Below are 13,294 nucleotides of genomic sequence, written 5' to 3'. Positions count from 1 at the left end.
ATTCGAGCGCGGTTCACCCGAACACATCCTGTCGCGCAGTTCCCAGCATCGACGCCGGCGCCCTTGACGCTACAATGCTGGCCCCGCAGCGGGCCTATAGCTCAACGGTTAGAGCAGAGGACTCATAATCCTTTGGTTCCAGGTTCAAATCCTGGTGGGCCCACCACATAGACATCCGTAACTGTCCGCAAGAGTCTATTTATCCAGGTAAGTATTGGGTTTTTCGGCGGCATGCTGTCCGGCTGTGTCCGTCGTCATTCGGTTGCATCCACTATAAAAGTGAGTCAGTGTGTGTGTCATCGGGCTGTGTGGCCCTGGGTGACTCACAGGATCTTGACTCACATGCTGACTGACACCAAGTTGCGCGCACTCAAGCCCAGGGAAAGTCCCTTCAGGGTTGCCGACGCCAATGGCTTGTGCATCGAAGTTCGTCCGTCAGGCGCCAAGGTCTGGCGTTACCGCTACCGCCACCTGGGCAAGGCAAGCATCGTCACTCTGGGTGAGTACCCTTCGATGCCCTTGCAGGCTGCCCGAGCCGAGCGGGATCGCCTGCGTACTCAACTGCGCAGCGGTGCAAACCCCGCACAGATGGCCAGGATCGAGAGAGCAGTGCAGGGGGAGCGGTCTGCCAACACTTTCAGTGCCATTGGCCTTGAGCTATTGGCAAAGCGGACGAAAGAAGGGCTGTCTCCTGGATCTGTCTTGCGGGAACGAAGGTTGATCGAGAAGGACCTTGCAGGTCTGGCCGACCTGCCTATCGGTGACGTTAGTGCGCCCATCCTTTTGGCGGCGCTTCGGAAGCTTGAGCAACGAGGGGTCGTTGAGACAGCACACAGGGCAAGGGCGCATGCCGGCAGGATCTTCCGCTATGCCATTGCCACGGGGCGAGCTGATCGAAATCCCGCACAGGACCTCACAGGTGCGTTGGAGCAACCAAAGACCAAGCACTTCGCCAGTGTGACCGAGCCTGCTGCAATCGGTGAGCTCTTGCGCGCTCTCTGGGGCTACCAAGGGGCCTTTGTGACGCAGGCTGCCCTTAAGCTGGCTCCAATGCTGTTCGTGCGCCCAGGAGAGCTGCGGCAGGCTAAATGGGCTGACATCGATCTTGCGGCTGCCGAGTGGCGGTATGTGACCAGTAAGACAAAGACTTCGCACATCGTCCCGCTTTCCAGGCAGGCGGTGGATGTCTTGCAGGGCCTCTACCCCTACACCAAGCGCAGTGAGTTCGTATTCCCTAGTGTCCGTACTGTCCATAAGCCAATGAGTGAGAACACGCTCAATGCGGCCTTGCGCAACCTGGGCTTTGATTCGGACACCATGGTTGGGCATGGATTTCGTGCGATGGCACGAACCGTACTGGATGAGGTGCTTGGCTATCGCCCTGATTACATCGAGCATCAGCTGGCGCATGCCGTAAAAGATCCACTCGGTCGGGCCTATAACCGTGCCACCCATCTGACCGAGCGTCGGAAGATGATGCAGGCTTGGTCTGACTATCTGGATCGCCTGCGCGAAGAACAGCCCAAGGTTTCCCCGTTTCTCGCTAAGCGCGCATAACCGCTAGGGAAGGTCTGATCAAAGCGCTCTGATGCTTGGATTTCAGCGTCAAGGCGCCAAGTCGACCTCGATATGATCGATTTTGCGCCGTTTCTGACGCTTTTCGACGGGTTTCCCCGTCCAACAGACGGATTTACCCCGTCGGCAGCAACAGACGTCGCCGCGCCATCCACAGATTCGACAGCGCGAACAGCGTCAGCACCTGCGCCGTGTTCTTCGCCAAGCCGCGGTAGCGCACCTTGGTGTAACCGAACTGCCGCTTCACCACCCGGAACGGGTGCTCAACCTTCGCCCGCAGGCTGGCCTTGAAGTGCTCCCAGCGCTCGGCGTATTTGCGCTCGCGCATGTTCTTCAGCGCTCGCAACTTCGATGGCTTCTCCGCGATCCAGAACGCAGCCTCCACGCCTTGCAGCTCCTCGCGCTTGTCCGCGCCGGTGTAGCCGCTGTCGCCGCAGATCGTATCTTCCTTGCCGTGCAGCAGCTTGTGCACCTGCGTCACGTCATTGACGTTCGCCGCCGTGCACTCCACGTGATGCACCAGGCCCGATTCCTCGTCCACACCAATGTGCGCCTTCATCCCGAAGTGCCACTGGTTGCCCTTCTTCGTCTGCTGCATCTGCGGGTCGCGCTCGCCGTCCCTGTTCTTGGTAGAGCTCGGTGCCGCAATGATCGTCGCATCGACGATCGTGCCGGCCTTCAAGCTCTGGCCCTTGCGCGCCAGGTGCGCGTTCACGCGCTCCAGGAGCTGCGGCGCCAGATCATGCGTCTCCAGCAGCCGGCGGAAGTTGAGGATCGTGGTCTCGTCCGGGATGGTGTCCAGCCCGCCCAGGCGGGCAAAGCGGCGCATCACCGGCATCTCGTACAGCGCCTCTTCCATGCCCGAGTCGCTCAGCGCGTACCACTGCTGCAGGAAGTGGATGCGCAGCATCGTCGCCAGCGGGTACGGTTGCCGGCCACGCTGGCCCATCTTCGGGTAGTGCGGTGCGATCAGCGCCAGCAATGCGTTCCACGGCACAACCTGCTCCATCTCCGCCAGGAAGATCTCGCGTCGCGTCTTCTTCCGCTTGCCCGTGTGTTCCGCGTCCCCGAAGCTCAGCTGCATCGTCGTCATCCGTCGAACCTTGCGCTATTGTCGCCGAAGGCGATTTGTTCAGAGCATCCCTAGTTCGCCAGGTGATTGAAAAATGCCATTGATATCAATGGCATTTTTCATATCTGGGCTGACTGGGATGCCGCAGGCAGCTGGCTGCGGCTGGACCATTTTGGGCATCGGGGCGCCTGCAAGTGGCGCGCATCGGCCCTTCTGGTTAGAGCAGTGCATGCCTTGGGAGTAGATGGGCAGGGCATGGCCCTCTCGGCACATATGTCGACGGCATACGAGTGCGCTGGGTCGGTGCCGCAAAGCGTCTTGAATCAGCGCATTGGTTTTCAGACAGGCTTGCGAATCCCAGTTGCGATGAGGGCCATCGGCAGCAGCTGGTTATGGTGGTGATCTTGGTGCCGTAGCATCCTGATGGCCGTTCCGCAGTGATCTGCAGGTGGATGGGCTACCTCGAACGGAGATGGTTATCAAAATGCAGCCCTTGTGTGATCATGATGGTAGTGTTCGGGGGTTGCCGGTAGACCGCAGGCTTTCCCCTAGAGCTCGTACAAGGAATTACTGACCCGGATGAGTGATCTTTCCCCGGTATCGCACGGATGACGAACGAACAGCTTGCAGATCTAACCCAGCCACAACGCGACCGGCTCGCGTTTGTGGAGTTGCGCGTGCGCTTCATCGGGGAGATACGCCGTCAGGACTTGGTCACGCGGTTTGGCATCCAGTCCGCCGCCGCATCCAGGGATCTGGCGCTGTACAAGGAGTTGGCCCCGGGCAACATCGACTACGACCCCAAGGGCAAGTCCTACGTCTTGGGGCCGGACTTCCGGCCCGTATTCGACTTTCCCCCAGAGCGGTTGCTGTCGTGGCTGACCCAGGGCTTTGGCGACGGTGAGCCGATGCGGCTAAAGGCGTGGGTGGCTAGCGAGAACCCGTCACGGCTCACGCATCCGGATCTGGATGTGCTGGCGAACGTGACCCGGGCGATACATCAGGAGTGCCCGCTCGGCATCGAGTACCACTCGATCTCCAGTGGCCGTACCGAGCGGGAGATCGTCCCGTTCGCGCTGATCGACAACGGCCTCCGTTGGCACGTCCGCGCCTTCGACCGGAAGTCCCAGGAGTTCCGGGATTTCGTCATCACCCGGATCAAGTGCCCGGTGGTGCTCAAGGGGCAGCCAGTGGCGCCCCACGAGATGAGCGATCAGGACATTCAGTGGACCCGGATCGTCGAGCTGGAGCTGGTGCCGCATCCGGATCAACCCCGGCCGGAGATCACCGAGATGGAATACGGTATGCGCGACGGCCTGCTGCGGATGAAGCTGCGTGCCGCCACGGCCGGATACATCCTTCGCAAATGGAGTGTCGACTGCTCCCCGGATCACAGCCTGCGTGGCCATGAGTACCGGCTTTGGTTGAAAGACCACCTCGCCATCTACGGTGTTCGCAATGCCGTGCTGGCTCCAGGGTATGCGGCGCCAGAAGCCACTGGAGCTGGAGCGGAATATGACTGAAATGCGGATGCCTCTGCCTTACGCCGTTTGCATCGGTAGAACCAATGAAAAAAGAGAGATGAGATGAAGGAATCCTACCTACCGACATTACTGCAGATGAGGATGCTCGTCGGCTTCCTTGGCGAGCGTGCTCAGTGCGCCTGGTGGCCCACGGCGTTCTATGAGTCATCGAGCAAGCTCTTCCTGGAGCCGGTCTTCTCGAAAACGTCTCGCCTTGCTCAGTACCACGGTGTGCTGGAAGCAGCCAGGCGATTGCACGACGAGCATTTGAGTGTGGGTAGCTACCACCTGTTTCGGTTGCCCGAGGAGGTTGAGCAAGACCTGCACGCGACCGTGCAAAGCAGCGTGGGAGAAGAACTCGCCAGCCAGGCACCACAAAGCAAAGAGGCTGCACTGGATGCGTTGAAGCGACTGGCCGCCACAGGCGGTGCGTCCAGCGTCGGTCCAACGGCGGTCGGGGGCATCAAGGACCTCGATTCCACCGACACCCTGAAGGCTATCGCTGCGGCCTATCTATCGGCGTTCACACAGAACGCCAAAACTTATCCGTATCTGGTGGGGTGATCGTGGCCGACAACAAGCCCTACACGACTCAGTTACAAGCAGGCCTCGGGCTCGTCAACGAGACCAAGACGCTGCTCGAGCTGTGGTCGCCAGGCATGTCGGCGAACCAGTTGCATCAAGTCGCGCTGGAGTCTGGCCGATTCCCCGCAGTTACCGCGCGCCGACTCCGCAACATCGTCGTCGAATGCTTTGCCCCGCGCTATCTGGTCAATGGCGGTACACCGGCTGCTCACCTCAAGCGCCTGTCGGCAACAATTTCCACTGTTGATCTGACGCAGCTCATGCTGGTTTTCACGAGCCGCGCCAATCCCATTCTTGGTGACTTCGTGCGCCACGTTTACTGGGCTCGATACGCCGGTGGATACACACAGATCACCAATGAAGACGCCCGCGCCTTTGTCGAGCGAGGCATCGATGACGGCAAGACAGTTAAACGCTGGTCTGAGACGACAGTGCGGCGCGTTTCCGCCTACCTGACCGGGTGCTGCGCCGACTACGGAATGCTTGAGCGCGGTTTGCGTTCGAGCCGCCTCATCCTGCCGTTCCGCATCTCGCCGTCTGCGGCTGCATATCTAGCCTATGAGCTGCACTTTTCCGGCGTGGGTGACAACGCTCTGCTGACCCACGAAGACTGGCAGCTGTTTGGCCTGGCGCGCGAAGACGTGCTGGAGGAAATCAAACGACTCTCGCTGAAGGGGTTGCTCATCGTCCAGGCTGCTGGCGACGTGATCCGCATCAGTTGGAAACAACAAGACATGGAGGCGCTCTGCGATGTCCTCACTCAAAGCTGATTTCGACGAATTGCGCGAGCGCATCCGCCACGGGCGTGAGCTCGGTCATGCGAGCTTCGAGCCGATTTACTACCTCGTCTTCCCACCAGAGCAAATCCTCGAGGTGAAGCGGCAAACGCCCGCCTGGGTGGCCAAACTGCACCAAGAAGGCTGGGACGTGCACACGTTCTCCATCGCCGAACAGATCTGGGCGCTGCTCAAAGACGACCCGTTCTGGTCGCTCTGCGTGATGGAGGACAAGTCCGCTCCGCTGGATTGGCCGCGTACCAACAAGGCGCTGGCGGACATCCTGACGGCGGATAACGGCCTGCTGAAGCGACTTGAGGATGCCCTGCAGCCGCTCGAAGGCCAGCAGAACGCGCTGCTCTTGGTAACGGACCTTGAGGCACTGCACCCATTTATGCGGATCGGTGCCATCGAGAGTCAGCTCCAGGGCAAGTTTCATGTGCCGACGATTTTTCTGTACCCCGGCGTGCGAACCGGCAAGACGCGCCTGAAGTTTCTCGGCTTCTACCCGGAAGACGGCAATTACCGCTCTGTCCACGTCGGCGGCTGAACAGACAAAAGAACCCTGGGATAAACCTATGACCATTCGCTCACTCTTCGACCCAAGCAAGGACATCTACCGGACCATTGAGAAGGTCATCACCTATGGCGCCTCGCAAGAAGGCCGCCTCAAGGCTGAGATCTCCGAATACGTGGTCACCGAAAGCATTGAGGAGCAGTTTCGCAAGCTCCTCGATCGCATGCAGCTCGCGATGGAGTCCGGTGGCGAAAATGAGGTGGGCGTTTGGGTTTCAGGCTTCTACGGCTCCGGTAAGAGCTCGTTCACCAAGTACCTCGGCCTGGCGTTTGACGATCAACGCACCATCGACGGCACGCCATTCATCAACTACCTGCAAGACCGCCTGCACAAGCCACAGACCAAGGCACTCCTCAGCACTGTGGCGAAGCGCTTCCCGGCTGCTGTGGTCATGCTGGATCTGGCCAGTGAAATGCTTGCCGGCGCCACCATGGAAGACGTCTCCACGGTCCTCTACTTTAAGGTGCTGCAGTGGGCCGGCTACTCGCGCAACCTGAAGGTTGCCGCTTTTGAGCGCATGGTCGAGAAGGACGGTCGCACCCCCGAGTTGCACGATCGTATTGCCCAAGCGCTGCCGGGTGCGACCTGGGCCCGCGTACAAAACAACCCGCTCGCTATCGACGGGCTGATCCCCAAGATAGCCCACGAGATGTACCCGGCACTCTTCCCGGAGGCCAAGTCCTTCTCGTCCAGCACCGAGGGCTTCTTCCAGTTCGAAGACCAGCGCGTGCAGGAGATGATCGACATCGTCCGCGAGAAGAGCGGCAAGCAGAACATCATCTTCATCGTCGACGAAGTTGGGCAGTACGTAGCCTCGCGCGACAACCTGATCCTAAACCTCGATGGTCTGGCCAAGAACCTCAAGAGGCTGGGCGATGGCAAGGCCTGGATCATCTCCACTGCGCAGCAGACCCTTACTGAGGACGATCCTCGCGCAGCGCTGAACTCGGACAAGCTCTATAAGCTGAAAGACCGCTTCCCGATCCAGATTGACCTTGAATCGAGCGACATCAAAGAGATCTGCTATCGCCGCCTGCTCGGCAAGTCACCGGCTGGCGAGACCGAACTGGGCAAGCTGTTCGATGCCCATGGTCAGGCGCTGCGACACAACACCAAGTTGCAAGACGCCAAGTACTACCACGCGGACTTCAGCAAAGAGAGTTTCACTAATCTCTACCCGTTCCTGCCAGCTCACTTCGACATCCTGCTGCACTTGCTGGGCGCCCTGGCCAAGTCCACTGGCGGCATCGGCCTGCGCTCTGCGATCAAGGTGATCCAGGACGTCTTGAAAGGCGAAGGCGGCTCGAAGGCGATGGCCGATCAGCCGGTCGGCTGGCTCGCCACCACGGTCACGCTTTACGACGAACTGGAGAAGGACATTCGTCGCGCTTTCACGTCCATCCACCAGGCGGTTGGCAAGGTCCAGATTCACTTCCCGGATTCGCAACTGCATCAGGACATCGCCAAGTCCGTCGCCGTACTGCAGATCCTCGGCAACCTGCCGGTGTCGGTGCAGAACGTCGCCAGTTTGATGCACCCGTCGATCACTGCAGCATCGCAGCTTGATACGGTAAAGAAAGCCGTCGAAGAGATGCTGAACGACGTGCATGTGCCGCTGGGCGAGAAGGATGGCAACCTCGTGTTCCTCAGCGAGAAGCTGCGGGATATCGAGCAGGAGCGTGGCGCCATTGCGTTGCGCACCGTGGATGTGAAGCGCATTTTCAACGATGCGTTGCGCGAGTCCTTCGATCCGCTGCCCCGTGTCAGCCTCCACGGCACGATGGCCGTCGCAACGGGTCTGAAAGTCCAGGCCGGCAGCGCCATCACCAGCCTGGCCGGTGATCAGAGCACCATCCAGACCGTTGTTGAGTTGGTGCCTGCCAGTGACTACGACACCGCCAAGAACCGGATGCTGGATGACTCCCGTAGTCGGGCCGGTCGGAACGTCATCGGGCTCTTGGCTCGCGCCAATTCCGAACTCGACGATCTGGCGAACGAAATCTATCGCTGTCAGCGCATTGCCGAGCTGCACCGCAACGAGCCCGACCAAGAGGTAAAGGACTACTGCACCGGCCAGCTCGACCGTGCTGCCAAGCTGGCGACCCAGCTCCAGAGCAAGATCAAACAAACTCTGCAAGCCGGCTCGTTTGTGTTCCGCGGCCAGGCCACGGCGGTGTCGGCACTGGATGCTGATTTGCTGGAGGCCGCCAAGAAGCTGCTCTCCGACGTTGCCGACCAGGTGTTCGACCGGTACGTAGAAGCTCCGGTACGCGCTGGAACCGACACCGCCGAGAAATTCCTCAAGGTCGCCAACCCCGCCGCCATCGGCAGTGCGCTGGACCCGCTCGGCCTGGTGCAAACCGTGGCCGGTCGCGCCTCGTTCAAGACTGACCACAAGGCGATGATCAGCATCCGCGACTACATCGACAAGCGCGGTACCGTCGATGGCAAGCGGCTGCTCGACGACTTCAGCAACGATCCGTTTGGCTGGTCACCCGATACCACGCGCTACATCGTGGCCGCCATGCTCATGGCGGGTGAAATCAAGCTCAAGGTATCCGGGCGCGAAGTCACGGCAGCCGGTCAGCAGGCGATCGACGCCCTGAAGACCAACAACTCCTTCAAGCAGATCGGCGTCGCCCTGCGCGACGAGCGCCCGTCCATCGAAACGCTCGGTCGTGCCGCTGAAAGGCTCACCGAACTGGTGGGCGACATGGTGATCCCGTTGGAGCAGGAGATCAGCAAGGCGGCGGCGAAGCATTTTCCGCGCTTCCAGCACGACTATGGCTCTTTGGCCGAAAAGCTCAGTGGCCTTGGGCTGGCAGGCAGTGACCGCATCCGCACCTTGAATCAGGACATTGCCGATGTCCTGTTCACCGATGCCTCCGACGCCCCGCAGCGGTTGGGCGCAGAAACATCCGCCATTTACGACAACCTCAAGTGGGCGCTGGAAGTGAAGCGGGCGCTTGACAACGGGCTCGACGCCACGCTTCGCGACTTGCAAGCCCATCGCCGCGACATCGAAGCCTTGCCGGACACCGGCGTGCCAGGCGAGCTGCGCCGCGAACTTGCCGAAGACCTGGGAACCCTGTCTGAGCGCTTGGGCAAGGAGGACTTCTACAAGCACACGGCTGACTTCAATTCGCAGCTTACCCATCTGAAGGGCCGCGTGCGCGATGCGGTCATCACGCTCTCCGATCAGCAGAAGCTCCGTTTGAAGGAAGGTGTCGAGGATCTGCAGCGTATCCCCGAGTGGGAAGAGCTCACCCAGGAGGAGCGCGGCAACGCCGTGAACCGGCTGGACGGGCTCGCCCTGGCCGCTACACAGGATCTGGCCGGACTGAAGAAGCTGCTCGCCCGCGACTACGACATCAACAGCACCCTCGAAGACCTAAAGCGCTCCATCCAGCGCCAAGGCCAGGAGCGGCTTCGCCAGCGCATGGAGGAAGAGCGCTCCAAGAACGGAGAAGAAGGCCCAGCCAAGCTGATCAAGTCGATCGCGATTCCAGTGAAGATGACGTCGGCTGCAGACATTGAGGCGTTGATCCTACAGCTACAGGAAATCAAGGTGCAGCTTGGCCTCTATACAGAGGCGGAAATCAAGTTTGTGATGAATTCTGGGGGCGCCTGAGCTGCATGGAAATACAACTGACCGAAGAGCAGTCCGCCGCGCTGGATGCCATTAAAACCTTTCTACTTGATGACTCTCGAGATGCTTTTGTCCTGCGTGGCAGTGCAGGTACTGGTAAGACCACACTTGTTGCCAAACTGGTCAAAACGCTAGAGGAGATGAACCTCTCCTGCAGTCTCCTGGCGCCGACAGGTAGGGCTGCCCGAATTCTGGGCAATAAGATCAAACAAATCACAGGAAACTCTGGATACGAAGGGTTGACTATCCATCGGGCGATCTACACGCTGACCCATTTGGAGGTGAATGAAGGGGCCGAGACGGCCAACGACCCCGGAATGCGGATGATCTTTCCATTGAAGGAGGATGAGTCGGTTGTTTCCTTGTTCGTGATCGACGAATCGTCAATGGTCGGAGATAAGGAGAATCACGGTGATTTCATGCAGTTCGGTTCCGGCAGATTGCTACTGGATATCGTGACCTTTGCTCGAATGAACAGATCAGGTCGCACAAAGGATCACCTTACCAAGCTGCTTTTCGTCGGCGATCCTGCGCAGCTACCTCCGGTTGGAGAAAATGCGTCACCGGCCTTGTCAGATGCGTATCTGAGTGAGCAATTCAAGTTGAAGGTGGATTCGTTCGATTTGAAAAATGTCATGCGTCAGGCGCAGGGCAGTGCCATTCTCGACCGTGCGACGGAGTTGCGCGACGCGATGCTGGCCGAGCGGTTCAATAAATTTTCACTGCAGCCCAATGGACAGGATATTGAACAGGTAGATGCCCAAAGAGCCGTCGATCTGGTCGTTCAAGGGTTGCAGACAAAAACTTCTAACGTCGCAGTCGTGCACTCTAACGCCAATGCGCTGGACTACAACCGTAACATCAGAGATCGTCGTTGGGGCGATGCCAGTCTGCCTATCCAGGTGGGCGAAACGCTGTTAATAAACAAAAACTCAACAACGCACGAACTCAGCAATGGCGATCTAGTCAAGGTCATGGAGGTGGGAGCAGACGCACAACGTGTGCCAGTAAATCTCAAGGGAGGCCACCATGTTGAGTTGTGGTTCCGCAATATCACCGTTGCTTTTCGTGATGCGGATGGCAGCGTCATCCAGACAAACTGCCTAGTACTAGAGAACTTGCTAGATTCGCCTAACCGTGAATTGACCCCGTTGGAGCAGCGGGCGCTTTTGGTAGATTTTCGAAAGCGCCACCCTGACCTGCATCCAAAGTCGGCTGAATTCCGGAAAGTTATCCGTGACGACCCGTACTTCAACGCGCTCCAGGTCAAGTACGGCTATGCCATGACCTGTCACAAGGCGCAGGGCGGGGAATGGAATACTGTCCTTGTTGACTTCGGGTCCGGGAGGGGCTCTCGCAATGCATCGTTCTTCCGTTGGGCTTATACGGCCATCACGCGAGCAGCCAAGAAACTGATCATCGTGAATCCCCCTGACTTCACACCCACCGGTGACATCGCCTGGACTGGCTCATCAGGCGCGTCTGAAAAACCTGAAAAGGCTGGACTTCAGGAGCTCATGACTGATCCAGACTGGCAGAGGCTTTCGTTCACACCCGCTATTGCCCCCTTGATGAAAACCCATCAGCAGTTACGCCTGGTGTGGGGGGCTCAAGGCATCGAAATTGAACAGTTGCAGCACTTGCAGTATTGCGAGCGCTACACCCTTTCGCGCAATGGCAAACGCGCCGTAGTTCAGTATTACTACAATGGCAAATTACAGGTCGGTCGCTCTGGATCTGTTCCTGGCGCCTTATCAGATAGTCAATTGGCAGAGGATGCGCTCACATCGCTTGGTGTGCTGGCTGCCAAATCCAGCACGGAGCAGCCAAGCCAGTTCATACAAGAGTTTCTGGATGGTCTGGATAAAGCTATTGCCGAATCGGGAATTCAACGTATCGGTCAAAAGTCGATGCCGTATCGGCTGCGATTGAGCTTTGCTGATGCTTGTCGCAAAGGTGAGATTGATTTCACTTACGACGGCGCCTTTACTTGGACGGCTGCTCAGGAAGTCGGCGGCCCAGGCAGTAGCCACGGCCTCTATGAGGAAGTACAGCGCTTGATGACGGCGCAAAAAGAGGAAATCCAGTGAGCTCCGGTGAAATCTTTGCACTTCGCAAGCAAAAACGGCATGCAGAAGCCCTGGATTTGGCCAGGTCGGAGTACCCCCAAAACAATGCTGACGTATGGTTTCTTCGAGCCTACGCATGGGCGCTGTATGACCATGTAAAAGAAATCGTCGATCGTTACGAGACAAAGCAGCTGTCTCCTGCGGCGTTATCTGGCCAACTGTCACCGTACATGCGCGAGTTCTCGCACATGGCTGACGCACTGCGTGGCGATAGTGCTTTTTCACAATTTCTTCGCCTTGCGGGGAAGGCATCCAAGGATTGGTCTGAGTTTCTTCTTTTTGCCCGCTGGGTGGGAAACGAGAGTTTTTCAGAGGAGGACAAGAAGCCTTTCGTCAATGAGGCAGGAAAGACTGTAGATAGTTTGCATAAACGCTTCATACGTGCCGTCTGTCGTGAGACAGCGGCTAAAGCCGTCGATCCACAGTCGGATCAGGCGCTAAACGAGTGGGGCCTTGGCGTTTTGGAGCAAGCGCTAAGGGACGAGCCAAACGACCAATGGCTCAACTACTACCAGAGCAAACTGCACCTGGCCAACGGCGAACCAGACTTTGCGATCAAGCGATTGACGCCAGTGTTGCGCCGCCAGTCGCGCGCGGCTTGGCCATGGGTGCTACTAGGTGAAATCCTGGAAATTGAGCATCCACAGGATGCGTTGACCTGTTATACCCATGCAACTCAGCTGGCTCGGGAGGAGCAGGAAGTCGCAAAGGTGCGTATCCATTTGGCACAGCGCCTCGCCCTTGTGGGCCGTTTCAACGAGGCAGCACACCAGGCGAACCTGGCACTGCAGTACAGGGAGCAGCACGCCTACAAAGTGCCGCAGGAACTACATCAACTGCTTGCCAGTGACTGGTATCAAGACGCACTCGCCAATAACTCTCTACAGCCGCTGCCGAAAGCTGAGTCCAGTGCACGTGCATTGCTTCAACAACTGGAGCGACAAAACCTTACCTACACTCGCGGCGTCATTGACCACATCAATTCAGAAAAGGGACTCAGCTATATAGCGACCGGCGCCACTACCGGCATCGGGCTATTGCATAAAAAATTTCCCACGGTGGCAGGCTTGTTGCCCGGTACCGTGGTGGAGATTGGCCGCGCCGAGTCTGATGGCCACCCTCTGGATTGGCGAATGTCAGAAGTTCAAACCATTCCTGGCCTGTGCGAAATATTTAGCGGCACCTTGGATAGGCAGGAGGGTAAGACATTTGCATTCATCCGTACCAGTCGAGATGACATCTTCGTCGCGCCAGAGATGGCCGAGGCCTTCACTCCTGGAACGCAATACGACGTCACCTGCCAGGCCATCCGGCGCACCAACAAGCAAGGCAAGACCGGCTGGCGTGCCGTGAAATTCATTGAACAAGAAGACCAGCAGCTCTCTGCTGACTTCTAAGAGATAGGCAA

9 protein-coding genes and 1 tRNA gene are annotated in these 13,294 nt (G+C 58.4%); 9 read left to right on the top strand and 1 reads right to left on the bottom strand.

All coding sequences use genetic code 11. From position 1 onward, the window contains the following. The first annotated feature begins 90 nt into the window (after positions 1-90). Together EAT51_RS18180 and EAT51_RS18175 are read left to right on the top strand one after the other, a co-directional pair. Positions 91-166: transfer RNA gene (locus EAT51_RS18180), tRNA-Ile, on the top strand. 176 nt (positions 167-342) lie between these two features. Beyond that, the gene (locus tag EAT51_RS18175) at positions 343-1,557 is read left to right on the top strand and encodes a tyrosine-type recombinase/integrase (protein WP_130516897.1); all 1,215 of its coding nucleotides are present in this window, start codon (positions 343-345) and stop codon (positions 1,555-1,557) included. A gap of 133 nt (positions 1,558-1,690) precedes the next feature. On the opposite strand, the gene EAT51_RS18170 is transcribed toward EAT51_RS18175, so the two are convergent. Continuing rightward, on the bottom strand, positions 1,691-2,659 hold the full coding sequence (locus EAT51_RS18170; protein WP_130517624.1) for an IS5 family transposase: 969 nt from the start codon (positions 2,657-2,659) through the stop codon (positions 1,691-1,693). Positions 2,660-3,255: 596 nt separating this feature from the next. Between EAT51_RS18170 and EAT51_RS18165 the strand changes: the two genes are divergently transcribed. The 7 genes from EAT51_RS18165 (at position 3,256) to EAT51_RS18135 (ending at position 13,283) form a co-directional block, all read left to right on the top strand. Then, the gene (locus EAT51_RS18165) at positions 3,256-4,170 is read left to right on the top strand and encodes a helix-turn-helix transcriptional regulator (protein WP_130516895.1); all 915 of its coding nucleotides are present in this window, start codon (positions 3,256-3,258) and stop codon (positions 4,168-4,170) included. Between the two features lie 63 nt (positions 4,171-4,233). Continuing rightward, a complete protein-coding gene (locus EAT51_RS18160; RefSeq protein WP_049622245.1) occupies positions 4,234-4,734 on the top strand; it encodes a BrxE family protein in 501 nt (166 codons plus the stop codon). Positions 4,735-4,736: 2 nt separating this feature from the next. Beyond that, positions 4,737-5,525: a DUF1819 family protein gene (locus tag EAT51_RS18155; protein ID WP_130516893.1), complete on the top strand. Its 789-nt coding sequence runs from the start codon at positions 4,737-4,739 to the stop codon at positions 5,523-5,525. Further along, complete coding sequence (locus EAT51_RS18150) at positions 5,506-6,081, top strand: BREX protein BrxB domain-containing protein (RefSeq protein ID WP_004146420.1); 576 nt, start codon at positions 5,506-5,508, stop codon at positions 6,079-6,081. Before EAT51_RS18155 ends, EAT51_RS18150 begins: the two co-directional genes overlap by 20 nt. Before the next feature lie 28 nt (positions 6,082-6,109). Next, positions 6,110-9,739, top strand: coding sequence for a BREX system P-loop protein BrxC (brxC, locus tag EAT51_RS18145; protein ID WP_130516891.1), 3,630 nt, complete (start codon positions 6,110-6,112; stop codon positions 9,737-9,739). A gap of 5 nt (positions 9,740-9,744) precedes the next feature. Beyond that, positions 9,745-11,847 carry an ATP-dependent DNA helicase gene (locus EAT51_RS18140; protein ID WP_130516889.1) on the top strand — a complete coding sequence of 701 codons (2,103 nt, stop codon included), beginning with the start codon at positions 9,745-9,747 and terminating at the stop codon, positions 11,845-11,847. Next, entirely contained in the window at positions 11,844-13,283 is a 1,440-nt protein-coding gene (locus tag EAT51_RS18135) for a tetratricopeptide repeat protein (protein ID WP_130516887.1), read from the top strand. Before EAT51_RS18140 ends, EAT51_RS18135 begins: the two co-directional genes overlap by 4 nt. The last annotated feature ends 11 nt before the right edge of the window (positions 13,284-13,294 follow it).

It is taken from the genome of Pseudoxanthomonas winnipegensis (assembly GCF_004283755.1).
Taxonomy (GTDB): domain Bacteria; phylum Pseudomonadota; class Gammaproteobacteria; order Xanthomonadales; family Xanthomonadaceae; genus Pseudoxanthomonas_A; species Pseudoxanthomonas_A winnipegensis.
The sequence above is the reverse complement of the archived record's forward strand: the minus strand, read 5'-3'. Positions and strand labels throughout refer to the sequence as shown.

What these genes read in the sequence shown, in the direction of transcription:
- EAT51_RS18175 (WP_130516897.1), top strand. Translation starts at nt 343, where the DNA reads ATGCTGACTGACACCAAGTTGCGCGCACTCAAGCCCAGGGAAAGTCCC.
- EAT51_RS18170 (WP_130517624.1), bottom strand. Translation starts at nt 2,659, where the DNA reads ATGCAGCTGAGCTTCGGGGACGCGGAACACACGGGCAAGCGGAAGAAG.
- EAT51_RS18165 (WP_130516895.1), top strand. Translation starts at nt 3,256, where the DNA reads ATGACGAACGAACAGCTTGCAGATCTAACCCAGCCACAACGCGACCGG.
- EAT51_RS18160 (WP_049622245.1), top strand. Translation starts at nt 4,234, where the DNA reads ATGAAGGAATCCTACCTACCGACATTACTGCAGATGAGGATGCTCGTC.
- EAT51_RS18150 (WP_004146420.1), top strand. Translation starts at nt 5,506, where the DNA reads ATGTCCTCACTCAAAGCTGATTTCGACGAATTGCGCGAGCGCATCCGC.
- brxC (WP_130516891.1), top strand. Translation starts at nt 6,110, where the DNA reads ATGACCATTCGCTCACTCTTCGACCCAAGCAAGGACATCTACCGGACC.
- EAT51_RS18140 (WP_130516889.1), top strand. Translation starts at nt 9,745, where the DNA reads ATGGAAATACAACTGACCGAAGAGCAGTCCGCCGCGCTGGATGCCATT.